This is a genomic window from Duganella sp. CT11-25 (assembly GCF_047302815.1).
GTDB lineage: Bacteria > Pseudomonadota > Gammaproteobacteria > Burkholderiales > Burkholderiaceae_D > Rugamonas.
The window spans coordinates 1707612-1732222 of the sequence record NZ_JBKBFD010000001.1; the positions used below are offsets into that span (position 1 = coordinate 1707612).

Annotated in this window: 22 protein-coding genes; 3 read left to right on the forward strand and 19 right to left on the reverse strand. The window is 65.0% G+C overall.

The window, feature by feature from the left end:
- Positions 1 to 16: 16 nt before the first annotated feature.
- From ACEN9F_RS06970 to ACEN9F_RS07000, 7 genes are read right to left on the reverse strand one after another with little or no spacing between them, the layout of a single operon-like run.
- Positions 17 to 718 (reverse strand): ABC transporter ATP-binding protein, encoded by a 702-nt coding sequence (locus ACEN9F_RS06970; RefSeq protein WP_413419182.1) that lies wholly within the window; start codon positions 716 to 718, stop codon positions 17 to 19.
- Complete coding sequence (locus ACEN9F_RS06975) at positions 711 to 1469, reverse strand: ABC transporter ATP-binding protein (protein ID WP_413419184.1); 759 nt, start codon at positions 1467 to 1469, stop codon at positions 711 to 713. Before ACEN9F_RS06975 ends, ACEN9F_RS06970 begins: the two co-directional genes overlap by 8 nt.
- Positions 1466 to 2500, reverse strand: a complete 1035-nt coding sequence (locus ACEN9F_RS06980) for a branched-chain amino acid ABC transporter permease (protein WP_413419186.1) — start codon at positions 2498 to 2500, stop codon at positions 1466 to 1468. Before ACEN9F_RS06980 ends, ACEN9F_RS06975 begins: the two co-directional genes overlap by 4 nt.
- Positions 2497 to 3363, reverse strand: coding sequence for a branched-chain amino acid ABC transporter permease (locus ACEN9F_RS06985; protein ID WP_413419188.1), 867 nt, complete (start codon positions 3361 to 3363; stop codon positions 2497 to 2499). The genes ACEN9F_RS06980 and ACEN9F_RS06985 overlap by 4 nt, the downstream gene beginning before the upstream one ends.
- A 57-nt stretch (positions 3364 to 3420) precedes the next feature.
- Entirely contained in the window at positions 3421 to 4623 is a 1203-nt protein-coding gene (gene pcaF / locus ACEN9F_RS06990; RefSeq protein WP_413419190.1) for a 3-oxoadipyl-CoA thiolase, read from the reverse strand.
- A 4-nt stretch (positions 4624 to 4627) separates the two neighbouring features.
- On the reverse strand, positions 4628 to 5269 hold the full coding sequence (locus tag ACEN9F_RS06995; protein WP_413419192.1) for a CoA transferase subunit B: 642 nt from the start codon (positions 5267 to 5269) through the stop codon (positions 4628 to 4630).
- Entirely contained in the window at positions 5266 to 5931 is a 666-nt protein-coding gene (locus ACEN9F_RS07000) for a 3-oxoacid CoA-transferase subunit A (RefSeq protein WP_413419194.1), read from the reverse strand. The genes ACEN9F_RS06995 and ACEN9F_RS07000 overlap by 4 nt, the downstream gene beginning before the upstream one ends.
- A 136-nt stretch (positions 5932 to 6067) precedes the next feature.
- On the opposite strand from ACEN9F_RS07000, the gene ACEN9F_RS07005 reads away from it, so the two are divergent.
- Positions 6068 to 6904, forward strand: coding sequence for an IclR family transcriptional regulator C-terminal domain-containing protein (locus tag ACEN9F_RS07005; RefSeq protein WP_413419196.1), 837 nt, complete (start codon positions 6068 to 6070; stop codon positions 6902 to 6904).
- On the opposite strand, the gene ACEN9F_RS07010 is transcribed toward ACEN9F_RS07005, so the two are convergent.
- Complete coding sequence (locus ACEN9F_RS07010; protein ID WP_413419198.1) at positions 6901 to 7992, reverse strand: porin; 1092 nt, start codon at positions 7990 to 7992, stop codon at positions 6901 to 6903. The genes ACEN9F_RS07005 and ACEN9F_RS07010 overlap by 4 nt on opposite strands.
- A 186-nt stretch (positions 7993 to 8178) precedes the next feature.
- Here ACEN9F_RS07010 and ACEN9F_RS07015 point away from each other — a divergent pair, with 186 nt between their 5' ends.
- Positions 8179 to 9354: an ABC transporter substrate-binding protein gene (locus ACEN9F_RS07015; RefSeq protein ID WP_413419200.1), complete on the forward strand. Its 1176-nt coding sequence runs from the start codon at positions 8179 to 8181 to the stop codon at positions 9352 to 9354.
- A gap of 35 nt (positions 9355 to 9389) precedes the next feature.
- On the opposite strand, the gene ACEN9F_RS07020 is transcribed toward ACEN9F_RS07015, so the two are convergent.
- The 6 genes from ACEN9F_RS07020 to ACEN9F_RS07045 all read right to left on the reverse strand — a co-directional run bounded on the left by ACEN9F_RS07020 (position 9390) and on the right by ACEN9F_RS07045 (position 18614).
- Positions 9390 to 9632, reverse strand: coding sequence for a hypothetical protein (locus ACEN9F_RS07020; RefSeq protein ID WP_413419202.1), 243 nt, complete (start codon positions 9630 to 9632; stop codon positions 9390 to 9392).
- A 97-nt stretch (positions 9633 to 9729) separates the two neighbouring features.
- Positions 9730 to 10620, reverse strand: a complete 891-nt coding sequence (locus ACEN9F_RS07025) for an alpha/beta hydrolase (protein WP_413419204.1) — start codon at positions 10618 to 10620, stop codon at positions 9730 to 9732.
- Entirely contained in the window at positions 10610 to 13627 is a 3018-nt protein-coding gene (locus ACEN9F_RS07030; protein ID WP_413419206.1) for a glycosyl hydrolase family 28-related protein, read from the reverse strand. Before ACEN9F_RS07030 ends, ACEN9F_RS07025 begins: the two co-directional genes overlap by 11 nt.
- 28 nt (positions 13628 to 13655) lie before the next feature.
- Positions 13656 to 15020 (reverse strand): gluconate:H+ symporter, encoded by a 1365-nt coding sequence (locus tag ACEN9F_RS07035; RefSeq protein WP_413419208.1) that lies wholly within the window; start codon positions 15018 to 15020, stop codon positions 13656 to 13658.
- Between the two features lie 12 nt (positions 15021 to 15032).
- Entirely contained in the window at positions 15033 to 18020 is a 2988-nt protein-coding gene (locus ACEN9F_RS07040) for a TonB-dependent receptor plug domain-containing protein (protein ID WP_413419209.1), read from the reverse strand.
- A gap of 84 nt (positions 18021 to 18104) precedes the next feature.
- On the reverse strand, positions 18105 to 18614 hold the full coding sequence (locus ACEN9F_RS07045) for a gluconokinase (protein WP_413419211.1): 510 nt from the start codon (positions 18612 to 18614) through the stop codon (positions 18105 to 18107).
- 371 nt (positions 18615 to 18985) lie between these two features.
- On the opposite strand from ACEN9F_RS07045, the gene ACEN9F_RS07050 reads away from it, so the two are divergent.
- Positions 18986 to 20284, forward strand: coding sequence for a sugar MFS transporter (locus tag ACEN9F_RS07050; protein ID WP_413419213.1), 1299 nt, complete (start codon positions 18986 to 18988; stop codon positions 20282 to 20284).
- Positions 20285 to 20290: 6 nt separating this feature from the next.
- Here ACEN9F_RS07050 and ACEN9F_RS07055 read toward each other — a convergent pair whose 3' ends face one another.
- From ACEN9F_RS07055 to ACEN9F_RS07075, 5 genes are read right to left on the reverse strand one after another with little or no spacing between them, the layout of a single operon-like run.
- A complete protein-coding gene (locus tag ACEN9F_RS07055; protein ID WP_413419215.1) occupies positions 20291 to 20734 on the reverse strand; it encodes a cache domain-containing protein in 444 nt (147 codons plus the stop codon).
- 20 nt (positions 20735 to 20754) lie between these two features.
- On the reverse strand, positions 20755 to 21675 hold the full coding sequence (locus tag ACEN9F_RS07060) for a DUF1932 domain-containing protein (RefSeq protein WP_413419217.1): 921 nt from the start codon (positions 21673 to 21675) through the stop codon (positions 20755 to 20757).
- 1 nt (position 21676) lies between these two features.
- Entirely contained in the window at positions 21677 to 22360 is a 684-nt protein-coding gene (gene ligK, locus ACEN9F_RS07065) for a 4-carboxy-4-hydroxy-2-oxoadipate aldolase/oxaloacetate decarboxylase (RefSeq protein ID WP_413426992.1), read from the reverse strand.
- 14 nt (positions 22361 to 22374) lie between these two features.
- Positions 22375 to 23400 (reverse strand): amidohydrolase family protein, encoded by a 1026-nt coding sequence (locus ACEN9F_RS07070; protein WP_413426994.1) that lies wholly within the window; start codon positions 23398 to 23400, stop codon positions 22375 to 22377.
- A 27-nt stretch (positions 23401 to 23427) separates the two neighbouring features.
- Complete coding sequence (locus tag ACEN9F_RS07075; RefSeq protein ID WP_413419219.1) at positions 23428 to 24534, reverse strand: 4-oxalomesaconate tautomerase; 1107 nt, start codon at positions 24532 to 24534, stop codon at positions 23428 to 23430.
- Between the last annotated feature and the right edge of the window lie 77 nt (positions 24535 to 24611).

Here is a 24611-nt window from a genome sequence, read left to right on the forward strand (position 1 = left end):
TGACCCCGGAGTTTCTTTATGCCACGGCGACCAGCTTATCGAGCTTGTCGCCGTCGGCCAGCAGGCTCGCGCTGTCGGAGTCGTGCACGATGCGGCCGCGATCCAGCACGATGGCGCGCTGCGTCAGCGACAGCGCCAGGCGCGCATGCTGCTCCACCACGATCACCGACATGCCCTCCTCCTGCACCAGCTTGCGGATCACCCGCACCAGCTCCTGCACGATGATCGGCGCCAGGCCTTCCATTGGCTCGTCCAGCAACAAGATGCGCGGATTGGTCATCAGCGCGCGCGCGATCGCCACCATCTGCTGCTCGCCGCCCGACAACTGGTTGCCCATGTTGTTGCGGCGCTCGAACAGGCGCGGGAAGACCTGGTAGATCTTCTGCAGGTTCCACGGGCCGGGACGCGCCACCACCGTCAAATGCTCCTCCACCGTCAGCGACGGGAACATATGGCGCTCCTGCGGCACCCAGCCCAGGCCAGCGCGCGAACGCTTGTGGGTCGACATGCGCGTGATGTCGCCGCCGGCCCAGCGGATACCGCCGCCGTGCAAGCGGGTCAGCCCCATCAGCGTCACCAGCAGGCTGGTTTTGCCGACGCCGTTACGGCCCAGCAGCGCCAGGCTGTCGCCCTCCTTCAGCGTGAACGATACATCTTCCAGCACGATAGACTCGCCGTATCCGGCGGTGACCTTGTCCAACACCAGCAGCTCAGTCATGTTCCGACTCCCCCAGGTAAACTTCCTTGACGCGCGGGTCCGCCGCGATTTCCGCCGGCGTGCCTTCGGTCAGCACCTTGCCCCCCACCAGCACCGTGATGCGGTCGGCGAAGCGGAACACCAGGCTCATATCGTGTTCGATGAACAGCACCGTGACGTCGCGCGGCAGTTGCGCCAGCACCTCGAACAGCTCCTTGCTCTCGGCCTGCGGAATGCCCGCCGCCGGTTCGTCCAGCAGCAGGATGCGCGGCTTGGTCGCCAGCGCCAACGCGATCTCCACCAGGCGCTGCTTACCGTAGGCCATGCTGCGCGTGATGCTGTTGGCCTGGTCGCCCAGCTTCAGCGTAGCCAGCAGCGCCATCGCCTCCTCGATCACCTCGGGATGATTTTCCACGGTCTTCCACCAGACCTTCTGCAGGCCGCGCCGCTCGCTGATCGCCAGCGCCACCGATTCCAGCACGGTCATGCCGGCGAACAGGGTGTTGAGCTGGAAGGTGCGCGTCATGCCGCTGTGGACGCGCTCATGCTGCGGCAGGTGCGTGATGTCCTCGCCGCCCAGGTAGACCTTGCCGCTGCTCGGCATGAAGGCGCCGGTCAGCAGGTTGATGAAGGTGGTCTTGCCGGCGCCATTAGGACCGATCAGCGCGTGGCGCGCGCCCGGTGCAAACGTCAGCGAGACGTCGCTGTTGGCGGCGAAGGCGCCCCAGCTCTTGCTCAGGCCTTCGGTGCGCAGAGTGATATCGCGGCTCATGGCTGCTCCTTGCGATTCGATGGTTTGACAAGCCGGATCAGGCGTTCCAGCCCACCCAGGACGCCGCCGCGCGCGAACAGCACGATCAGTATCAGCAGCAGGCCGATATAGAACTGCCAGTAAGCCGGGTTCAAGCCGGAGATGTAATCCTGCGCCAGCATGAACACCGCGGCGCCGACCAGGCCGCCGTACAAGCGCCCGGTCCCGCCCAGCACCAGCATGATCATCAACTCGGCGGAGCGCGGGAAGCCCAGCACATCGAGACCGACGAACTGCGTGGTCTGCGCCAGCAGCGCACCGGCCACGCCGGCCACCGCCGCACCCAGCGTGAAGATCGCGACCAGGCGGCGATTGACGTTGACGCCCAGCGAAGGCATGCGGCGCACACCTTCGCGGATGCCGATCAGGCTCAAGCCGAACGGCGACTTGACCACGCGGCGCAGCACCACGAACAGCACGAACAGCACGGCAAAGCTGTACCAGAAGGCGACGGTGCCGTTCAGGTCGAACTCGAACACGCCGAACAGCTTACCGACCATCATGCCGGACAAGCCATCGACGCCGCCGGTGATGAAGGACGCCTTGTTGGCGGCTTCAAACAGCATCAGGCCGATGCCCAGCGTGACCATCAATCGCGTCAGGTCCTGGCCGCGCACGACCAGGAAGGAGACCAGCAGGCCGAACACGCCGGCCACAACGCCGGCCGCCAGCAGGCCGCTGAACGGCTCGCCCCAGCCATGCACCGACAGCAGGCCGGCGGTATAGGCGCCCAGTCCGAAGAAGGCGGCGTGGCCCAGCGAGACGATGCCCGCATAGCCGAGGATCAGGTCCAGCGAGACGGCGAACAGGCCGATGATCATGATCTGGCTGATCAGCACCAGATAGCCTGGGAAGGCAAAGTAAGCGGCCACCGGCAGCAGCCAGAAGGCGATTTCCATCGCCTTCCAGCGGTCGTTCGGCAAATTCAATTTCACAGGCGTCATGGCGAGCTTCGCGACAGGTTTGACTTCGGTTTCGGTGAAGGCGTTCATGCTTTCCTCCGCATCAGGCCAGCAGGGAACAGGATCAGCAGCACCACCATCAGCGCATAGATCACGAAGGCGCCGATTTCGGGCACATAGTATTTGCCGGCGACGTCGAACACGCCAAGAATGATCGCCGCCAGCAGCGGGCCCTTGATGGTGCCCGCGCCGCCCACCGCCACCACCAGCAGGAAGTAGACCATGTATTTGACCGGGAAGGTCGGATCGAGACCCAGCACGTCGATCCCGAGGCCGCCGCCCAGGCCCGCCAGGCCCGAGCCCAGCGCGAAGGTCAGGCTGAACACCAGGCTGACGTTGATGCCCAGGCCCGCCGCGGCGGTCTGGTTGTCGACCGAGGCGCGGATCTGCGCACCGAAGCGGGTGCGCTCGATCAGCAGGCCCAACGCGATGGTCACCAGGACCACCACGCCGATCAGGAACAAACGATAGGCGCCGACATCGAGGCCGAGCAGCGACACCTGGCCGCGCAGCCAGTCCGGCAGCACGACCGGCTGTTGCGTCGGGCCGTAGATGTAGGTGGCGCCGGCCACCGCCATGAAGGTCAGGCCGATCGAGAACAGCACCTGGTCCAGGTGGCTGGCCTTGTACAGGCGGCGGTACAGCAGCCGCTCCAGCACCAGCCCGACCAGCGCCGAAGCGATGAAGGCCAGCGGCAGCGATGCCAGGAACGGCACGCCGAAGCGCGACAGCACCGTCACGCTGACATACCCGCCCAGCATCGCGAACGCGCCGTGGGCCAGGTTAATAAAGTTCATCATGCCCATCGTGACCGACAGGCCGACACTGATAAGGAATAGCAGACTGCCGTAGGCGATGCCGTCGAACAGCACGCCGGCGAAATTGGCTAGCATGTCTGCCTCCTTGTTTGATTTTGTATTTTCATTTTGTCTCCACTACTTTTCTACAAACTACACTCTTTCAATGATCATCGCAATTCCCTGCCCCACGCCGATGCACATGGTACACAGCGCGTAGCGGCCGCCGGTGCGCTGCAACTGGTAGGTCGCCGTCGTCACCAGGCGCGCGCCGCTCATGCCCAGCGGATGGCCCAGCGCGATCGCGCCGCCGTTCGGATTCACGCGCGGATCGGTATCGTTCAGGCCGAGCTGGCGCAACACCGCCAGGCCCTGCGCGGCAAAGGCCTCGTTCAATTCGATCACGTCCATCTGTTCCAGCGTCAGGCCGGTCTGGCGCAGCAGCTTCTGCACCGCCGGCACCGGGCCGATGCCCATCACGCGCGGCGCGACGCCGGCGGTGGCCATGCCGACGATGCGCGCCAGCGGCTTGAGGCCGTGCTGCTGCACCGCCTCGCCGCTGGCGATCAGCAAGGCGCAGGCGCCGTCGTTGATGCCGGAGGCGTTGCCGGCGGTGACGCTGCCGTCCGCGCGCACCACGCCCTTGAGCTTGGCCAGCGCATCGATGGTGGTCGCGCGCGGATGCTCGTCCTGCGCGAAAACGATGGCATCGCCTTTCTTTTGCGCGATCGACACCGGCACAATCTCGCGCGCGAACACGCCTTCGGCGATGGCGACAGCGGTCTTGTTCTGGCTGGCCAACGCGAACGCATCCTGGTCGGCGCGGCTGACGCCGTAGTCAACGGCGACGTTTTCCGCCGTCTCCGGCATGGTCTCTGTGCCGTAGACTTCCTTCAGCGCCTTGTTGATGAAGCGCCAGCCCATCGTCGTATCCTGCAGCGAGGCGTTGCGCGAGAAAGCCGAATCGGCCTTGCCCATGACGAAAGGCGCGCGCGTCATCGACTCGACGCCGCCGGCGATAATCAGGCTGGCGTCGCCGGCCTGGATCGCGCGCGCGGCCGTGCCGACGGCGTCCATGCCGGAACCGCACAGGCGGTTGATGGTGGTGCCGGGTACTTCCTGCGGCAGCCCGGCCAGCAGCGCCGACATGCGCGCCACGTTGCGGTTGTCCTCGCCGGCCTGGTTGGCGCAGCCGTAGATCACGTCGTCGACCTGGTCCCACTGCACGCCGGGATTGCGCTTCACCAGTTCGCGCAGCGGCACCGCGCCCAGGTCGTCGGCACGGACGTCTTTCAGTGCGCCGCCGTAGCGGCCGATCGGCGTGCGGACCGCATCGCAGATAAATGCTTCGTTCATGTTCTTATCCTTTCAGCAGTTGCGCGCCGGTGGCGGCCTGCAGTTCGTCAAAGGTCAGGCCCGGCGCCATCTCGCGCACCAGCAGCCCTGCCGGCGTCACGTCCAGCACGGCCATGTCGGTGTAGATGCGGTTGACGCACGCCACGCCGGTCAAGGGGTAGCTGCACTGGTCGACGATCTTGCTCTCGCCGGTCTTGGTCTGGTGGTCCATCATCACGAACACCTGCTTGGCGCCCAGCGCCAGGTCCATCGCGCCGCCCACCGCCGGAATCGCATCCGGCGCGCCGGTGTGCCAGTTGGCCAGGTCGCCCTTGGCCGACACCTGGAAGGCGCCCAGCACGCAGACGTCCAGATGGCCGCCGCGCATCATCGCGAACGAATCGCCGTGATGGAAGTAGGCGCCGCCGGTCAGCAGCGTCACCGGCTGCTTGCCGGCGTTGATCAGGTCATCGTCTTCCTCGCCCGGCGCGGGCGCCGGGCCCATGCCCAGCAGGCCGTTCTCGGAATGCAGGAAGACTTCGCGGTCGGTCGGCAGGTAGTTGGCCACCTTGGTCGGCAGGCCGATGCCGAGGTTGACGTAGGCGCCTTCAGGGATATCCTGGGCGACGCGGGCCGCGATCTGGTCGCGTGTATATCTGTTTGTCATGCTGCCTCCTGCACCACGCGTTGTACGAAGATGCCGGGCGTGACGATCACTTCCGGATCGAGCTCGCCCAGCGCCACCACCTGCTGCACCTGCGCGATGGTGACCTTGGCCGCCATCGCCATGATAGGGCCGAAGTTGCGCGCGGTCTTGCGGTAGACCAGGTTGCCCCAGCGGTCGCCCTGCAGCGCCTTGATCAGCGCGAAGTCGGCATGGATCGGCGCCTCCAGCACGTAGTGGCGGCCGTTGATCAGGCGCGTCTCCTTGCCCTCGGCCAGCAGCGTGCCGTAGCCGGTCGGCGTGAAGAAACCGCCGATGCCTGCGCCGGCGGCGCGGATGCGCTCGGCCAGGTTGCCTTGCGGGGTCAGTTCCAGCTCGATCTCGCCGGCGCGGTACAAGGCGTCGAAGTGATGCGAGTCGGCCTGGCGCGGGAACGAGCAGATGATCTTGCGCACCCGCTTGGCCTTGAGCAGCGCGGCCAGCCCGGTTTCGCCGTTGCCGGCGTTGTTGTTGACGATGGTGAGCTCTTTCGCGCCCTGCGCGATCAGGGCGTCGATCAGCGCCGACGGCATGCCGGCGTTGCCGAAGCCGCCGATCATGACGGTGGCGCCGTCATGGATGTCGGCGACGGCGCGCTCCAGCGATTCAAATGTTTTATCAATCATATTTTTACCTTCACAATTCATGTTGTGCGATAATCGAACTAATGATTGATTACCGCACACCCAGTGTAGAACTTGCGATCGTCCGGGTCAAGAAAAAAACGCCTATTAAATCCACCGTCTGAATTAAAATCACGCCATGTCTAAAGTCACCACTCCCAAAGCCGCTCCCGAAGCGGAAGAAGACCGCGAACCGACCATCGCCGAACAGATCGACGCGATGACCGATCCCAGTTTCATGACCTCGCTGGCGCGCGGCCTGGCCGTGGTGCGCGCCTTCAGCGATTCGCGCAAGCCGCAGACCATCGCCAACATCAGCCAGAAGACCGGCATCCCGCGCGCCGCTGTGCGCCGCTGCCTGCACACGCTGCGGGAATTGGGCTACGTGGACGCGGAACTGAACAACTTCTCGCTGCGCCCGAAGGTGCTGACGCTGGGGTATTCCTACCTGTCGTCGACGCCGCTGACGGTATCGGCCCAACCCTACCTGAACAACATCAGCCGCGCGCTCAACGAATCGAGCTCGCTGGCGGTGCTGGACGATGGCGAAGTGCTGTACGTGGCGCGCGCCGCGACCTCGCGCGTGATGTCGGTGGCGCTCAATACCGGCAGCCGCCTGCCCGCCTATTGCACCTCGCTGGGCCGCGTGATGCTGGCGCACCTGCCGGCGGACGAGCTGGACGCCTACCTGGCCCGCACCAAGCTGCGCGCGATGACGGAAAACACGGTGGTCAATCAAAAGCGCCTGCGCGAGATCCTGGCCGGCGTGCGCCAGGATGGCTACGCCATCAACGATGAGGAACTGGAGCTGGGACTGCGCTCCATCGCCGTGCCGGTGCGCGGCGCGTCCGGCACGGTGCTGGCGGCGCTGAACGTGGGCGCGCAGGCGGCCCGCGTCAGCGTCAGGCAGTTGCAGCAAGAGTTCCTGCCCGTCTTGCAACGGGGAGCGCAGGAACTCTCGATACTGCTACCTTAGAAAGAATGGCGCAGGCCGGCCATCACGCCGTTCTGCGTCTTGCCCGCACCCACGGTGCCGCCGGCATCCAGCGCGACCGCCGACAGGCCCGAGTTCTTCATGCGGCCCAGGCCACCATACACGGCGGTACGCTTGGAGAAGTAGTAGGTCAACCGGGCCACCAGCATGGTGGCGTCCGCATCGCTGTTCTTCACATCCTTCTTGGCCACCTGCGCATCGAGCGTGGTCAGCGGCGTGACCGGATAGCTCACGCCGAGGAAGTACAGATCCGAATCCGTCACGCCGGTGACCGCGCGCGTGGTGCGGTCGACCACGCCGCCGGCGATCTTGCCCTCGCCTACTTTGACGTAGGCGTTGGCAGTGATGCGCTTGTCGCTGTTGTCGCTGCTGGTCAGGCCGCCGGCCGCGCCGGTATTGCCGTACAGGATGTCATAGGAAGTATTGATGCCGAAGGCCGCGGTCTCGTAGCCGAACAGGCCGGTGACCTGGCGGCAAGCCTTGGCATTGCCCGGCACTTCGCCCGCGCAACCGGTCGCTGCGGGACCGCCGGCGGCCGACGAGTCGCGCCCGGTGCTGTAGGTGGCGCCGATCACGAAGTTGTTGAAGTTGCCCAGGTAGCCGATGGCGTTGTCGCTGCGCGCGTTCGGCAGGTAAGGATCGATGCTGCCGATGGCGAACAGGTTGGGACCCATCACGTCCGACTTCAGCGAAGCGATGTAGGTCATGTTGATCTGGCGGCCCAGGGTCACGGTACCGAAAGCGCCCTTCAGGCCCACCGACGCCTGGCGGCCGAACAGGCGGTTGCCCTGCCCCATCGTGCCGGTATCCAGCGCCAGGCCAGCTTCCAGCGTGAAGATGGCCGACAAGCCGCCGCCCAGGTCCTCGGTGCCGCGGAAGCCGATGCGCGAAGGGAAGGAACCGGTCAGCGACGGCATCTTAGTCACGGAATCGCCGGCGGCGTTGACGTTGGTCACGCGCACCAGGCCGGTGTCGAGCAAGCCATACACGGTCACGTTGCTTTGAGCCATCGCGGCGGATGCGCCCATGCCTGCCAGAAGCGCCACGGCGCAACGGATACTGTTTTTCATTTTGCTGTCTCCTGTTGTTGTATTGGATGTGCGATTATCGAACAATGGGTTGTTAATCGCACATAGATTGGATACTATGGCTGTCACGGGAGGTTGTCAAGAAACGCTGCGCACGCTTTTTTGCGACAATGCGACAGCAAAGCGGCGTCCCACCATAGAGAAAACAGAACCAGACAGGAGACCGGCATGACCATGAAAAAATTTGTAAAAATAGCGACACTCGCGGCCTTTACGGTGGCCGCCGTGCCGATGGCATACGCCCAGGACACGATCAAGATCGGCGTCATCGCCGCGTTCTCGGGCCCCTTCGCCGACTACGGCAAGCAGATGGAAGGCGGCATCAAGGCCTACATGGCGCAGAACGGCGACAGCGTGGCCGGCAAGAAAATCCAGATCATCATCAAGGACACCACCGGGCCGTCGCCGGAGATCGCCAAGCGACTGGCGCAGGAACTGGTGGTGCGCGACAAGGTCGACTTCCTGGCCGGCTTCGGCCTGACGCCGGAAGCGCTGGCCGTCGCGCCGATCGCCGAGCAGGCCAAGAAGCCGATGATCATCATGAACGCGGCGACGTCGGTCATCACCACCAAGTCCAACTACATCGCGCGCTTCTCGATGACCTTGCCGCAAATCTCGGCGCCGATGGCGACCTGGGCGGTCAAGAACAAGATCAAGAAAGTGGTGACGCTGGTGGCCGACTACGGTCCGGGCATCGATGCCGAGACGGCGTTCAAGAACGAGCTGGTCAAGGGCGGCGGCGCGGTCACGGAATCGATCCGCGTACCGCTGCGCAATCCGGAGTTTGCGCCGTACATCCAACGCATCAAGGACGCCAAGCCGGACGCGGTGTTCATCTTCGTGCCGGCCGGCGAGCAAAGCATCGCCTTCATGAAAGGCTACCGTGAGCGCGGCCTGGCCGAAGCGGGCATCAAGGTCATCGCCACCGGCGACCTGACCGACGACCACGTGCTGCCGGCGATGGGCGACGCCACCCTGGGCGTGATCACCACCTTCCACTACTCGGCGGCGCACAAGTCGCCGGAAAACGCCGCCTTCCTGAAGAGCTTTGCGGCCACCAACCCGGACGGCGGCCGTCCGAACTTCATGGCGGTGGCGGCCTACGACGGCATGGCGGCGATCTATGAGGTATCGCGCAAGCTGAACGGCAAGATCGACGGCGACAAGGCGATGGAGATCCTGAAGAACATCAAGCTCAACAGCCCACGCGGCCCGATCGCGATCGATCCCGCCACGCGCGACGTGGTGCAGACGGTCTACGTCCGCAAAGTAGAAAAAGTCGGCAGCGAAGTCTACAACGTCGAGTTCGACCAGTTCGCCAACCAGAAAGACCCAGGCAAGTAAAAGCAACTCCGCATTCTGGACCTGACCCCGGAGTTTTAAGTGTATTTGTTGGCGCGGGAGCCTTCTTCGATCAGGCGTTCGTCGCGGCTGCGCAGGCGGCCGGGGTTGCGCCGATGTTCCGGTTCGGACACTACACGCTGGATGACGCCTTCAGGCACGCCGCGCTGGCTGAGATAGGTCGCGGCGCTGGCCGCGCCCAGGCGGTCGGCCCGGGCTATGCCTTCTTCTACGACTTCGGAAGAGATATAGTCCGGGCGGAAAGTATGAGTGGTAGACATTTCTGCCTCCTGTTAGGAATATTCCCAATTGTGGGATTCTATAACAGGACGCGCGGTGCGCTGCCACACGCAATACGGTTCAGTGGCGGTATTGCAACTACGGCGCCGGCACGCCCAGCGGCGCCTTGCCGTCGTGCGGGATCAGCCAGCCGCTGTCGCTGAGCCAGTCCGCCAGCCGGTCCGGCCAGTGCACGTCGGAAAGACGCTCCGAGCGCTGCCCCATGTTGAACGCATGGTCGGTATCGGCATACAAGTGAAGCTCGGCCGATACGCCCGCCCCCACCAGTTGCTGGTACAGGCCCAGCGCAGGCGGCGCGCAGCATTTGTCCACCGATCCGGCCACGATGAAGGCCGGCGGCGCGTTCTGCACCGCCTTCGCCGGCACGCCCAGCGGTCCCGGATAGACCAGCACCTGGAAGTCCGGCCGCGCGCTCAGCTTGTCCACCGCATCCTGCTTGCCCGCCAGCGCCGGCTCGGGATTGTCGGCCACCAGCGAGACCAGCTCGCCGCCGGCCGAGAATCCCATCACGCCCAACCGGTGCGGATCGACGCCATATTCCGACGCATGCGCGCGCACCCAGCGCACCGCGCGCCGCAGGTCGGCGGCGGCGTCGTTCTCGATGCTGTAGCTGGAGCCCTGGTCGCGCGCCAGCCGGTATTTCAGCACGAAGGCCGTGACGCCGACGCGGTTGAGCGACTTGGCCGCCACCATGCCTTCGTTCATCCACACCAGCATGCGATGACCGCCGCCCGGCACGATGATGACCGCCGCGCCGTTGGCGTGGCGCGGATTGGCCTTCACCACCGTCAGCGACGGATTGTGGATGTTGCTGACATAGGTGTTCTCCACCTTTTCCGCCTCCGCCCGGCGCGACTCGGCGCCGGGAGCACCCTCCGGCCAGAGCGGATACACGGCGGGCGCCTGCTGCTGCGCGCCCGCCTGGGCGCATAGCAGCAGCAAGGCGCATGCGATCGACTTAACGTGCATTCAAGCCTCCGGTCGCGTACAGCGAGTGATGGGTCAAGATGAACAGCGTCTTGCCGTCGGCGCCGCCGAACACCAGCTGCAGCGGACGTTCCGGCACATCGATGCGGCCGATCTCCTTGCCGTCCGGCGCGTAGACGAACACCTGGCCGTTGGCCACATACACATTGCCTGCGGCATCCACCGCCGCGCTCTCGCCACCGCGGTTGGCCGCCAGTTTCAGGTCGGTGATGGCGCCGCCCTGCCCGATCACGCCGCTGAAGGTGCGGTTCTCGGAGCCGTTGGTGAACACCACGCGGCCGTTGGCGCCGGCCGATACCAGCCCGTGCGTGTCGAGCGTGTCGGAGAAGCGGTAACCCAGGTGATCGTTCGGTCCCTGCTTGAACACGCGATAGGCCGGCAATACCAGGCTGCCGTCCGGCGAGACGTACTCTCGCTTCTTCGGCAGCGCCACGTCACGGGCGAACATCTCGGCCAGCGTGGTGAATTCGTAGGTAACAGGATTGATCTGGTCGCGGAACTCGCCGTTCTGCCAGAAATTGACCGGCACCACCGTGCGCGCGCCGCCATTGACCTTGACCGGCGTCGGCTTGATCAGCGTGACCGGACCCGCCGGCTGGTCGGGATGGAAGGAATACACCGTGCCTTCGAAGCCATGCGAGGACAGCACCATCAGCGCGCCGCTCTTGTCGATGGCCAGGTTGACCGGATCCAGCGGCGCGTCGCGCACCACCACCAGGCCCTGCTCCCTGGACCAGCTGTAGATGCGGTTGAAGCGGCGATCCACGAAATACAGCTTGCCCTTGGCGTCGACGGCGCCGCCGGCGATGGAGTAGAAGCCGTCTTCCAGTTTATCGACGCGATGCGCAGGAGCCGGGATGGCGGCGGGCGCGGCGGAACCGATATCCAGCACCGCAAATTCGTGCTCGCGCACTTCCAGCTTGTGGGTCACATCCTGCAGCGTGTTCTCGAACGGGTATTTGCTGGCGCGCAGATAGGTATCGCAGCCGTTGTCGTCGCAGGTGGCGTAGCCGCTCTCCGCGTTGACGTGCACATTGCGGAAGCGGATGTCGCTGGAGTTGGTGATCTTCACCGCCGATACCGCCGGCTTGATCGACCGCGTCACGCGATACGTATGGTAGTTGGCGAACAGCAGATTGCGCGAGTTGCGGATTTCCAGCGATACCGCGTCCATGCCGTCGCGTACTTCCTGCTCCGTTTGCGGCGCCAGGAATTCCCAGTTCTCGACGTTATCCAGCACGATCTCGGCGCGGATATGGTGTTCGGCCGACAGCTCGTAGACCTTGCCCGGCGTCTTGGTGTTGGAGACGTAGAAACCCGCCTGCGCAAAGGTACTCGGCGTCCACACGGCGACGAAGGTACCGCCACCGCCATCGGTCACCCAGATGCTTGGATACTGGCGGTCCCAGTGTGCCGTGGGATCGAAGTTGGCGGTCTTCTGATAAGGATCGCGGCGCTTGCCGTCATACAGGCGCGTGCCGTGCCCGCCCTGGATGCGGATGTCGTCCACCAGCGAATCGGCGCCCGCTTTCCACAGCAAGGCCACCGCGCGCGGATTGACTTCGCCGGTCGCCAGGCCGAAGCCGGTGACGATGGCGTCGCCGCCCTTGGCGCTTTCCAGCAGCGCCTTCGGACCGTCGGCGCCGGCATAGGCCGGCGAGCCGTTCGGCAGTACCAGCTGCGTCACGCCCGGGTGCAGGCCGATCAGCACCGTATCGGGCTTCAGGCGTATCGTATCGTTGACCAGGTAGAAGCCCTGCGGCAGGTAGACCACGCGATTCGCATCGATGGCTTTCTGCACCGCCGCCGTATCGTCGGCCAGGCCGTCGCCCAGCGCGCCATACGAGCGCACGTTGGCCCATTGTTTAGTCGATGGCAGCGTGCGCATTACCGGCGCGCGCGCCGCAGGCATCGCCTTCAGCGCGGCCGCCTTGATGTTGGTGGCGAACTTGCCGACCTGGCCCAGGCCAGGCAGCATCAGGCCGTAGTTGAATTCACTGACCTGGTACACCGGACCGCTGCCGGCGATGGTCTTGCCGGTATCGCGGAAGCGCGCGAAGGTCGGCACGTTGCGCAGCAGCGCGTTGTCGAAGCCGACCTGCGTGTAGACGTTGTCCTCGTTGCTGATGACCACCGCCGCCTTCGATACATTCTCGAAGCGCACGTCCTTGCCCCACAGCCAGTCGCCGTAACCGCGATCGATCTCGATGCCGACCGGCGTGTTGCGGATAGAGACATTCACCAGCGTCAGCCCCGCCTCATGCTCGCGGATCGCTGCGTCGCGCTGGCCTTCGAAGCTCGAATCCATCAGCGTGTACTGCCACGCCGGCGACGTCTTCTCCGACAGGATGCCATAGCGGCCGCCGTAGAACTTCAGGTCGAAGCTCTCGTTGCCGACCATGTAGACGCCCGCCAGCCCGGAACCGATATGGAAGTCCATATGGCTCAGGTAGGAGTGCTGCGCCGTGCGCAGGCGCACCGCCGCCGCCGCCGGATTGCCGTCGCCGATTTCAAAGTCGATATTGCTCATCGCCGAATAGAAGGTCGACGAGTTCGCGTCGCGCACGTTCTCGCTGAACGGCACCGCGCTGGCCACCGGCACCGGCACCTTGCCGACCGTGTACTGGTCGCCGCCGGTGAACACCACCATGTTGGCGACCCCCTTCTGGAATCCGGGCGTATTCGCGGCCAGCACGAACACCGGCCGCGTCGGACCGACGCCGTACACACGCACTGCTAGCGGTACCAAAATCGTCCGGGTGATGCGGTAACGGCCGGATGGCAGGAACACCACGCCGCCCTCGCCCTTGTTGGAGGCATTGCTGATCGCTTCCTGGATGGCGGCGCTGTCGTCGGCGCGGCCGTCGCCGACGGCTTTCACTTTCACCGCGCGGGGATCGTCCGGCATGGTCTGGTAGGCCGATATGGATGCAGCCTGCGCGGCCATAGGCGCGCACAGCACCGCCACCGCGAGTACGGCAGTAGTCAAAAATTGTTTCATCTGTGTTTTCCCTGAGTTAAATCAAGACAGAAAGGAGCAATACGAAAATCAGCCCGAACACGCCGACCAGCGTTTCCATCAGCGTCCAGGAGCGGAAGGTATCCTTCAGCGACAGCCCGAAATATTCCTTGAACATCCAGAAGCCGGAATCGTTCACATGGCTGCACATCAAACTGCCGGCGCCAATCGCCAGCACCATCAGGCTGGGATCGGTGCCGGAGGCTTGCACCACCGGCGCGACGATGCCAGCCGCAGTCAACCCGGCCACCGTGGCCGAGCCCAGACAAATACGTATCAGCGTCGCCACCAGCCAGCCCAGGACCAGCGGCGGCACCGGCAAGGCGCTCAGGTGCGTGCCCAGTTGCGCGCTGACGCCGGAATCGACCAGCACCTGCTTCAGCGCGCCCGCCCCCGCGATCACCAGCAGGATGGGCGCGATGTCGCGCATGGCGTCCTGCGCGCCGGACATCAAGTCCTGCACGCGCCGGCCGCGCGCCAGGCCCAGCGTCACCACGGCGACGGCCAGCGCGATCAGCATGACGATCATCGGATTGGCCAGGAACAGCACCAGCGATTTCAAGGCCGGATCGCCGGTCGGCAGCATCGTCAAGCCGGTGGCGGCGGCCAGCAGCCAGACCGGCAGCAGCGCCGTGGCAAAGCTGTTGAACACGCCCGGCAGCTCGGCCTCGTCGCGCAGGCCGGTGCGGAACATCGGCGCCGGTTCGCTCTTGATGCGCTTGAGCGTCATCGCAAACACCGGTCCGGCCAGGATCAGCGTGGGCACGGCGACGATCAAGCCATAGAACAGCGTGCGGCCCATATCGGCGTGGAACTGCGCCACCAGCGCGGTCGGCGACGGATGCGGCGGCAGGAAGCCGTGCGCGATCGACAGCCCGGCCAGCAGCGGAATCGCCAGCGCCACCGCCGGCCGCCCGCTCTGGTACACCAGCGAGAACACCAGCGGCACCAGCAGCACGAAGCCGACGTTGTAGTAAAGGGGAATCCCGGCCACGAAGCCGGTCAGGGTCAGCGCCACCGGCATGCGCGCCGAGCCGAATACGCCGATCAGGTAGCTGGCGATGCGCTGGGCGGCGCCGCTGTCGGCGATCAGCTTGCCGAACACGGCGCCCAGGCAGACGATCACGATCAGCGAGCCAAGCAGATCGCCTATGCCCTTGTCGATGGACTTGGGGATGCTCTCCAGCGGCATGCCGAGCAGCAGCGCCGCCGCCAGCGACGCCACCACGAAAGCCAGCAGCGGCTGCACCTTGCCCCAGGCGATCAGCAAGGTCAGCAAGCCGACCGACAGGGCGACGGCGATCAGCGCCCACGCAGCCGGCGTCACTCCGAGGAGCGAGGCCAACGGACTGGTGATACTCATCGGAGCGGGCGCTTAGAAGTTGTAGCGCACACCAGCGCGATAGACACGGCCCAGCACATCGTACAGGGTCGGGTTGATCGCGAAGCTCAGGTTGGTCTGCGGCGCGGCGACGGGATCGCGGTTGCCGATATTGTCGATCTTGAAGTAGGCCGTGGTCTTGTCGGCGATCTTCATGCTGCCGCCGAGGTCGACGTAGAACGCGCCGCTCATCTTGTTGTTGAAGATGGTCGCGTGCGTGATGGTCGAGACCGGGCAATTGGTCTGGCACTCGATGAACTCGTTGCTGTAGACGCCTTTGCTGATCCAGCGCTCGCTCAGGGTCAGGCTGTATTTATCGGTGTCCCACGATTGCGTGGCCAGGCCCTTCCACTTCGGCGTGCCGCCCAGGTTGTTGCCGGCCGCTTCAGACGGAATGGTGCCGACGACGCCGGGATCGGTCAGGAAGCTGATGGTGCGGGTCGCCAGCGCGCGGAAGGTCAGGCGGCCGGGCAGGCCGTAGTCCTTCAGGTTCATGCGGTAGGACGCCTCCAGGTCGTAGCCCTTGTTGCGCAGCGACGCCAGGTTGAACGCCTGCACCGTCACGTAGTTGTTGGCGGTGTTCGCGTTGTTCAGCGACATCGCGCCGCAGACTTCCTGGTTGCCGGCGGAGCACAGGTCGATTTCCTGCTGCGCCGACAGGGCCGAGATCACGCCGTTGACCTTGATGTCGAAGTAGTCGACCGAGGCGCTGAAGCCAGGCGCCCAGCTCGGCTGCGTCATGACGATGCCCAGCACGGTGTTGCGCGCTTCCTCGGGGCGCAGCTTGGTGTTGCCGACGGTGCGCTGCTGGAACGAGACGGCGGCGCCGTTGTAGTTCGCCACGTTGTTGACCACCACCGGCGCGGCGTACAGCTCGCTCAGGTTGGGCGCGCGCACGTCGTGCGAGGTCACCGCGCGCAGGCGCAGGCCGTCGACGCCGGTCTTCCAGGTGCCGCCGAGCTTCCAGGTCTTGGCGTTGCCGGACGTGCTGTAGACGGTCTCGCGGCCGGCCACGTTCAGGTTGGCCTCGCCCCAGGTCGCCGATTTCAGCACCGGCACGTTCAATTCCAGGTACGCTTCCTTGACGTCGTAGGTGCCCGAGCCGTTGTGATAGTTACCCGCGTACCAGTTGTTGCCCACCGGCGCGTTCAGCAGCGGATCGGCCGGATAGGCGGCCGAATTGGGGCTGATGTCGGACACGCCGGCGCCGTAAGGGTCGCCGGTCACGCTGTAGTGTTCGCGGCGGTATTCGGCGCCGGTGGCGACGGCGACCGGGCCGGCCCACGATTCGAACGCTTCGCCGTTGATGTTGAAGCTGACAACCTGCTGGGTTTGCTTGGTGTGCTGCTGCGGGCCGTTGACCGGCTCGATGTAGGCCATCGCGGCCGGATCGGCCGGCACGTCGCCGATGATGTTGAGCGGCACGCAGCCGGAGGCCGCCGCGACCGGATTGCGGCAGACGATGTTGCCGTTCGGGCCGCGCACGGCGTCGATGGCGGCGTTGTAGCGGCTGTTCAGCGTGATGTCGCGGACAATGATGTCGGTCTTGTTCTGGCCGTATTCGGCGTAGGTGTCGTACGACCATTCCTTGCCGCCCAGCTGGAACTTGCCGTCGCCGCCCAGCACCAGGCGCTGCATCTCGCGGGTCGGGTGGACGTTGATATTGCGCGGGAACTCGGCGTTGGCCGTGCCGTACTGGAAGCTGGTGATCTTGTTGGCGGCGCACGCGGCGACGATGGACGCCGGCAGGAACGGGTTGTCGCACTGGATGGTCAGGTTGGCGTTCTTGGCCGCGCCCGGATTCGGCGTGAACACCGACTTGACCTTGCCGTAGTTGGCGGTCATGTAGATTTCATGGTCCGGATTGATGTCGAAGCCGACGCGGGTATAGCCGACCTGGCGCGTCAGGTCCATCGCCAGGTTGGTGCCGGCGCCGACGCTGCCGCTCAAGTCGCCGCCGACGCAGAACGGGTTGACGCAGCCAGTGACCGCGCCGGTGCCGGTCGGCACGCCGTTGGAACCATAGTTGAACTGGTAGGGCACGCCGTTCGGGCCGAAGGCCGTGCCTTGCAGCGGGCCGTTGGTGATCAGGCCATATTTGGCGTACTGGAACTGTTGCGCGTGGTCGATGACCGTGTATTGCGGTTTGCCGTCGTTGGTCTGGGCGATCGGGCGCACCTGGTAGGCGGTGTTCTTGTACCAGGTGCGGCCGTTCGGGCCGACTTCGCCGAAGCCCGGCGCGTCGATGCCCTTCTCGCGGCCGTACTCTCCGCTGGCCGTCACGTGCAGGCGGTCGTCCATGAAGGACTTGCCCCAGGCCGCTTGCAGGGTGCCGTTCCTGTCGTCGTGATAGCTGGTCTGGCCGCCCTCGACGTTGGCCTTGAAGCCTTCGAATTTCTTGTCGGTGATGAAGTTGACCACGCCGCCGATCGCGTCCGAGCCGTACGAGGCCGAGGCGCCGCCGGTGACCACGTCGACGCGCTTGACCAGCAGCTGCGGGAACTGGCTGACGTCGGTCACGCCGGTGACGTTGGCGCCGACCACGCGCTGGCCGTCGAGCAGGGTCAGGGTGCGGATCGGGCCGAGGCCGCGCAGGCTCAGCGAGCTCAGGCCCTGGATGCCGCTGGAGGTGCTGTTGGTGCTGGTGGTGCGGCCGGTGCTTCCCTGCAGCGCCGGCAGTTCGGCGATGGTGTTGAACAGGTTGGGCTGGGCGCTCTTGGCCAGGTCTTCGGAACCCAGGCTGGTGGTCGGCGTCGGCGCGCTGAAGCCGCGCGAGGCGATGCGCGAGCCGGAGACGGTCACCACGTTGGTGGTCGGGGCGGCTTCCGGCGCGTCGGCGGCCGGGGCCGCGGCATCCTGGGCGGCCGCGGGCGGCGCCGGCTCGGCGGCTTGCTGGGCCTGGGCGCCGATGGCGATCCAGCTGCAGGCGCTGGCCACGGCCAGGCGCATGATGGTGTTGCGGGTAGTCAGTGTAGTAGTCATTTGAGTCTCCAGATTATTATTTGATTGCGCGCGGTACTGCTGACGGCCCGCTGCGGTACTTCTTTTGCTTCCATGCCCAGCCCGTCAAGCCTGGCGTTGTTCCTCCCGGAGTATCTGCGCCACCAACAGGGTCGGGGCCTCGCCGATATCGAGCGTGATGCCCGCCTCGTCCGCCTGCAGCGGTTCCAGGTCGCGGAACTGGCTGTCCAGCAGCGAAGGCGGCATGTAATGGTTGGCGCGCGCCTGCATGCGCGCCGAAATCAATTCCTTCGGGCCGTTCAGGTGGGCGAAGCGCAGCGCCGGGTCGCCCTGGCGCAGCAGGTCGCGGTAGCGCCGTTTCAACGCCGAGCATGACATCACCAGGCCGGCGTTGCGCTGCTGCGCGTCGCGCACCTGCGCCTGCAGCGCCAGCAGCCAGCCGGCGCGGTCGTCGTCGTTGAGCGGGATGCCGGCCGACATCTTGGCCACATTGGCGTCAGGATGAAACTGGTCGCCCTCGATGTAAGGCACGCCCTGCGCGGTCGCCAACGCCTGCCCCACGGTGCTCTTGCCGCAACCACTGACACCCATCACCACCCAACGAATACTCTCCATCCACTGCTCCAGATCAAGTTAGCGCTAACATTTCATTTCTGTTAAGTAGCCCCACATAACGGCGGCAACTTCAACTTTGAAATGGGGATTTAGCTGGCAACGCGAAGATAGCGTTATCATTTGTACTGACTTTAGCTTACCGTAGGAATTTGTAAAGCTAAATTCATATTGCGACGCAGCATAAAATAGGCCGTTTCTGCCCCTCTACGCCCGTGAACGGCTGGGTTTTACGGCGGCGCAGTACGAGCGTCGCAATGCCGCAACAATGTTCTATATCCAACTGACATAGCAAATGCAATTTTGTGCATTGGTAATCGGCGGACCGATCCATTAGCATAGCCGGCAAACAATGAGTCTCAGGAGATTTTTGCATGCCAGGTCCAATTTCAACATCCGCCGCCATCCCGGAGTCGCACGCTCCCTCACCCGCGAGCGCACGCGCCGTGATGTCGCTGCTGGCCAGCCTGTTCTTCACCTGGGGCTTCATCACCGTCATCAACAACACGCTGCTGCCGCACCTGCGCAGCGTGTTCGAGCTCAGCTACACGCAGACCACGCTCATCGAGTCGGTATGGTTCATCGCCTATTTCGTGGCCGCGATTCCTTCGGCGCGCCTGATCAAGCGCGTCGGCTACAAAAAATCGCTGGTCACCGGCCTGTGCATCATGGCGGTCGGCTCGATCCTGATGGTGCCGGCGGCGCGCCTGCCGTCGTATCCGGTCACGCTGGCGGCGCTGTTCGTCATCGCCTGCGGCATCACGCTGCTGCAGGTGTCGGCCAATCCGTATGTCGCCGTGGTCGGTTCGCCGAAGGATGCGTCCGCGCGCCTGAACCTGGTGCAGGCGTTCAATTCGCTGGGCACCACGCTGGCGCCGCTGTTCGGCGCCTACCTGATCCTGGGCCGCTCCAGCTCGGGCACGGCCGAAGCCGGCCACGTGCTGACCCAGGCCGAACGCCTGGCCGATGCGCAGGCGGTGCAACTGCCTTATCTGATCGTCGCGGCGGTGCTGGTCGTCCTGGCGCTGGTCATTGCCCGCTTTCCGCTGCCGGCGCTGCAGGGCGGCGCCCACAGCGCGTCCAGGGAACAGCGCGGCGGCCTGTCGCTGTGGCGCCATCGCAACCTGGTATTCGGCATCCCGGCCATCTTCATTTACCTGATCGCGGAAATCGGCGTCGCCAACCTGTTCATCAACTTCGTCGAGCAGCCGCATATCGGCGGCCTCACCCATGAGCAAGGCGCGCACTACCTGTTCATCCTGTGGGGCGGCATGATGGTGGGTCGTTTCGCCGGCAGCGCGCTGATGCGCAAGATCTCGGCGGAATCGGTGTTGGCGTTGGCCAGCATCGGCGCGTTCATCGTCATGATGGTGGCGGCGCTGGGCAGCGGCAATGTGGCGATGTGGGCGCTGATCTCGGTCGGCCTGTTCCACTCGGTGATGTTCCCGACCATCTTCACGCTCGGCATCAAGGATCTGGGCCCGCTGACCGAAGAAGGCGCCGGCCTGCTGATCATGGCCATCGCCGGCGGCGCGCTGGTCGTGATCCAGGGCTGGCTGGCCGACACCTACGGCCTGCAGCAATCGTTCCTGCTGACGGCGGCCTGCGAACTGTACGTGCTGTTCTATGCCGTCTGGGGCGCCCGCACGCCGAAAGGCGCCACGGGCTCATAACGCGGCTTATTTATAGAAGCCGGAACCGACAATGAAATCCTCCTGTCGTTCGACATAGGATTTCTTGTCCTGGATGTTCTTGGTCTTGGGGTTGACCCACTTGTATTCCAGCCAGCCGCTGCCCTTGGTCTTGGCGATCTCCAGCATCTCCTTGTTGAAGTACTTGCCGTCCATGTCCTTCATCTCGATCATGTCCTTGCCGACGGTGCGCGGGCTGCCGGCGTTGCACAGCATCCTGGCGCGCATGTCGTGGACATAGACATAGGATTCGCCGGCCATATAGCCCTTGGCGGGATCCGCAAAGTCGGCGCAGGCTTTTTCGATGCCCTGCGCCTTGATGGCGACGATGGCTTTCTTGACCAGCGCCCTGGCGTCATCTTCCTGCGAAGCCTGCGCGGCGATGGCTGTGCAGGCGAACAATCCCAGTACTGCTATTTTTTTGAAATCCATTTGGTCTCCGTGGTGGTTTTCTATTTTTCCTTGATGGCCGCAAGGATACGGTCTGCTTCCGTGCGCCAGTCGGCGCTGCGGGCAAAGGCGGTACCGCCTTTGATTCCGAATATTCCGGCGTCGGCCATGTCGCCGATCCAGGCCTGGCGCTGCGCCGTGCCGTAGGCGGAGAACGGCGTCAGGCCGGCATCGGCCACGGTGCGGGCGGATTCCTGCATCTCTTCGGCACGGCGGCGGCCATGCTCGATCACGCGCTGGAAGAAATAAGCGCCCTGCTTTTCCCAGTCGATGCCGGGGAAAGTCTCCAGCAGCGAGGCCAATAGCGCGTCTTCCACACCGTAGGCGCGGGCCGCCGTGAAGCTTTCGATGACCATCGCCTCCAGCCCCTTGATCATCACGCTGCGGCACATCTTGACGGCGGAGGCGACGCCGATCTGGTCGGACGCCATCTTGCTGGCGAAGCCGATGTCGTTGAGCAGCGGCGCCAGCACGGCGGCGTGCGTGCCGCCCAGCAGCAGCGGCACGCGCTGGCGGTACGGCGGCATCGAGGTCATGACGGCGCCCTCGACATAGCGCGCACCGGCGCTGGTGATCGCGTCGCAGGCCGTGCGCTTGGCGTTCGGCGAGGCGGAATTGAAGTCGAGGAAGAAGGCGTCGCGGCGCATGCCCGGCGCGCAGGCCGCAGCCACGGCGACGGTCTGGCTGGCGGTGACGGCGGAGATCACCAGGTCCGCCGACGAGGCCAGCGCCGCGTGCGAGGGCTTGAGTCCGACGCCGCGCTGCTCCGCGTGCGCTTGCATGGCGGCGCCGTCGGGCGTGCCCAACTTGACATCGTAGGCATTGACGGCCATGCGCAAGCGGCGCAGGTCCTCCGCCAGGATGCGCCCTACCTCACCGTAGCCGACCAGGCCTACGGTCCATTCCTTCGGCCGGCTCCGCATCTCAGTCGATGTATTTGAGGCCGGCCTGCTCCAGCGGTCCGCGCATGTTGTACATGTCCAGCCCCAGCACGCCGGCTGCCAGTCTGGCGCGCTTCTCGCCTTCCAGGTCCTCGCGCTTTTGCGCGACGGCGGCCACGCGCGCCACGTCGGCGGCCGGCACCACGACCACGCCGTCATCGTCGGCGATGATGGCGTCTCCCGGATTGACCAGCGCACCGGCGCACAGCACCGGAATGTTCACCGAACCCACCGTCGCCTTGATCGTGCCCTTGGCGCTGACGCACTTGCTCCACACCGGGAAACCCATCTCCTTGAGGATGCGCACGTCGCGCACGCCGGCGTCGATGATCAGTGCCTTGGCGCCGCGCGCCATGAAGCTGGTCGCCAGCAGGTCGCCGAAATAGCCGTCGGTGCAGTCGGCGGTGATGGCGGCCACCACGATGTCGCCCGGCTGGATCTGTTCCGCCGCCACGTGCATCATCCAGTTGTCGCCGGGGTGCAGCAGCACGGTGACGGCGGTGCCGGCCACCAGCGCGCCCGGGTAGATCGGACGCATGTAAGGCTTCAGCAGGCCGACACGGCCCATCGCCTCATGCACGGTGGCGCTGCCGAACTGGCCCAGGTGGTCGACGTGCTGGCGCTCCGCGCGCACGATGTTGCGCTTGACGATGCCCAGTTGATTGATCAGCGGCGTAGTGGTCATAATCCTTTCTCCTTCAAAGCGGCGTCCAGGCGCGGAAAGACCTTGCGCGCGTTGCCTTCGAAAATATTAAAGCGGTCGTCGTCGGTCAGGTTGGCCGCTTCGATGTAGCGCTTGGTGTCGTCGTAGTAGTTGCCGGTTTCCGGGTCGATGCCGCGCACGGCGCCGATCATCTCGGAGGCGAACAGCACGTTCTTGACTGGCATGACCTTGGTCAGCAGGTCGATGCCCGGCTGGTGGTAGACGCAGGTGTCGAAGAAGATGTTGTTCAGCAGGTGCTCGGTCAGCAGCGGCTTTTTCATTTCCTGCGCCAGGCCGCGGAATCGGCCCCAGTGGTAAGGCACGGCGCCGCCGCCGTGCGGGATCAGGAACTTCAGGTCCGGGAAGTCCTTGAACAAATCGCTGGTCAGGCACTGCATGAAGGCGGTGGTATCGGCGTTCAGGTAGTGCGCGCCGGTGGTGTGGAAGCAGGCGTTGCAGCTGGTGCTGACGTGGATCATCGCCGGAATGCCGTACTCCACCATCTTTTCGTAGATCGGATACCACGAGCGGTCCGACAGCGGCGGCGAGGTCCAATGGCCGCCCGATGGATCCGGGTTCAGGTTGATGCCGACCATGCCGTATTGCTTGATGCACTTCTCCAGTTCGGGAATGCAGCTGGCGGGATCGACGCCCGGCGATTGCGGCAGCATGGCGGCGCCGATGAAGTGATCCGGGAACAGCCCGGCCACGCGGGCGCACAGCTCATTGCAGATCGCGGCCCAGGTGGCGCTGGTGTTGAAGTCGCCGATGTGGTGCGCCATGAAGCTGGCGCGCGGCGAGAAGATGGTCAGGTCCGAGCCGCGTTCCTTCATCAGGCGCAGCTGGTTCGATTCGATGGATTCGCGCAGCTCGTCGTCGCTGATCTTCAGCTCCGAAACCTTCGGTCCCAGCGCCGGCGTGTTCAGGTTGGCGACCTGCTTGTTGCGCCACTCTTCCAGCGCTTTCGGCGCGGTGGTGTAGTGGCCGTGGCAATCGATAATCAGGGGTTTGCGCATCAGGTGTGATCCTCTTCAGATGGACGCGGGGACCAGCACTTCGCCCCGCATGATAGGACGAGCAGTGCGCAGCAAGGCGGCGCGTGTTACCTGCTCGGGATTGTTCGGGTCCAGCGCCAGCTCGACGCTGAATTCGCCGGTCGGGTGTTCGATGGACAGGGTCTTGCGCGCCCCGCCAGGCACGCTGGCGATGCCGTCGGCCACCGAGCCTTTCAGCACGCAGGCGGTAGCCACGGTGACGGCGGCCAGTACGCCGATGGACTCGTGGCAGACATGCGGAATGAAGCAGCGCGTGGCGAGGCTGCCGCCATCTCGTGGCGCTGCGATCAGGCACATCTTCGGATAATTCCTGGTCTTGACGTCACCCAGTCCCATCAAAGGACCGGCGGCGAGGCGCAGCGCTTCAATCCGGGCCCGCAAGGCGGTGTTGGCGTTCATCTCCGCCACGGTTTCGTAGCCGGTGATGCCGAAATCGCCCGCGCGCACCAGCACCATCGGCATGCCGTTGTCGATCAGCGTCGCGTCGACTTCGTATGGCGCGTCGCCGCCGACGGCGACGCGGTCCAGCACCCGGCCGGAAGGCAGCAGCGACGGACACACCGACCCCGCCGTGTCGAGGAAGTTGATGGTGATCGGCGCAGCCGTGCCGGGCACGCCGTCGATGCGGGCGTCGCCGCCGTATTGCAGCTTGCCGCCCGGCGTTTGCACGGTGACGTCGCACTGCATGCCGGTATTCAGCGTCAGGATGCGGGCCGTGGTTTCGCCATCGGCAACCTGCAGCAGGCCGCGCTCCAGCGCGAACGGCAGCGCCGCCGCCAGCATGTTGCCGCAATTGGGCGTGACATCGACGGTGTCGTTATTCGGCTGCAGCTGTGCGAACAGGAAATCGAGATCGACGCCCGGCGTGGTACTGCGGCGCACGATGCCGACCTTGCTGGTCAGCGGATGGGCGCCGCCCAAGCCGTCGATCTGGCGCGGATCGGGCGACCCCATCGCCGCCAGCAGCACGCGGTCGCGCGCGGCGGTATCGGCCGGCAGGTCGGACTCCAGGAAAAACGGCCCGCGCGAGGTACCACCGCGCATCAGCATGCAAGGGATGGCGCGCAAATCGGAATTAGTCATAAGGCCAGGGCTCGGGGCTGTGTAGATAAGGCCAGTATCCGTGGCCTGGCGAATCGCGTGGTTGCGTTGTGCGCGCG

Bases quoted from the DNA above. Each gene is read 5' to 3' on its own strand.
- ACEN9F_RS07040 (WP_413419209.1), bottom strand. From the start codon at position 18,020: ATGACTACTACACTGACTACCCGCAACACCATCATGCGCCTGGCCGTG.
- ACEN9F_RS07000 (WP_413419194.1), bottom strand. From the start codon at position 5,931: ATGATTGATAAAACATTTGAATCGCTGGAGCGCGCCGTCGCCGACATC.
- ACEN9F_RS07075 (WP_413419219.1), bottom strand. From the start codon at position 24,534: ATGACTAATTCCGATTTGCGCGCCATCCCTTGCATGCTGATGCGCGGT.
- ACEN9F_RS07055 (WP_413419215.1), bottom strand. From the start codon at position 20,734: ATGGATTTCAAAAAAATAGCAGTACTGGGATTGTTCGCCTGCACAGCC.
- ACEN9F_RS06980 (WP_413419186.1), bottom strand. From the start codon at position 2,500: ATGAACGCCTTCACCGAAACCGAAGTCAAACCTGTCGCGAAGCTCGCC.
- ACEN9F_RS06995 (WP_413419192.1), bottom strand. From the start codon at position 5,269: ATGACAAACAGATATACACGCGACCAGATCGCGGCCCGCGTCGCCCAG.
- ACEN9F_RS07045 (WP_413419211.1), bottom strand. From the start codon at position 18,614: ATGGAGAGTATTCGTTGGGTGGTGATGGGTGTCAGTGGTTGCGGCAAG.
- ACEN9F_RS06975 (WP_413419184.1), bottom strand. From the start codon at position 1,469: ATGAGCCGCGATATCACTCTGCGCACCGAAGGCCTGAGCAAGAGCTGG.
- ACEN9F_RS06970 (WP_413419182.1), bottom strand. From the start codon at position 718: ATGACTGAGCTGCTGGTGTTGGACAAGGTCACCGCCGGATACGGCGAG.
- ACEN9F_RS07020 (WP_413419202.1), bottom strand. From the start codon at position 9,632: ATGTCTACCACTCATACTTTCCGCCCGGACTATATCTCTTCCGAAGTC.
- ACEN9F_RS07015 (WP_413419200.1), top strand. From the start codon at position 8,179: ATGACCATGAAAAAATTTGTAAAAATAGCGACACTCGCGGCCTTTACG.
- ACEN9F_RS07050 (WP_413419213.1), top strand. From the start codon at position 18,986: ATGCCAGGTCCAATTTCAACATCCGCCGCCATCCCGGAGTCGCACGCT.
- ACEN9F_RS07035 (WP_413419208.1), bottom strand. From the start codon at position 15,020: ATGAGTATCACCAGTCCGTTGGCCTCGCTCCTCGGAGTGACGCCGGCT.
- ACEN9F_RS07060 (WP_413419217.1), bottom strand. From the start codon at position 21,675: ATGCGGAGCCGGCCGAAGGAATGGACCGTAGGCCTGGTCGGCTACGGT.
- ACEN9F_RS07010 (WP_413419198.1), bottom strand. From the start codon at position 7,992: ATGAAAAACAGTATCCGTTGCGCCGTGGCGCTTCTGGCAGGCATGGGC.
- ACEN9F_RS07005 (WP_413419196.1), top strand. From the start codon at position 6,068: ATGTCTAAAGTCACCACTCCCAAAGCCGCTCCCGAAGCGGAAGAAGAC.
- ACEN9F_RS06985 (WP_413419188.1), bottom strand. From the start codon at position 3,363: ATGCTAGCCAATTTCGCCGGCGTGCTGTTCGACGGCATCGCCTACGGC.
- pcaF (WP_413419190.1), bottom strand. From the start codon at position 4,623: ATGAACGAAGCATTTATCTGCGATGCGGTCCGCACGCCGATCGGCCGC.
- ACEN9F_RS07025 (WP_413419204.1), bottom strand. From the start codon at position 10,620: ATGCACGTTAAGTCGATCGCATGCGCCTTGCTGCTGCTATGCGCCCAG.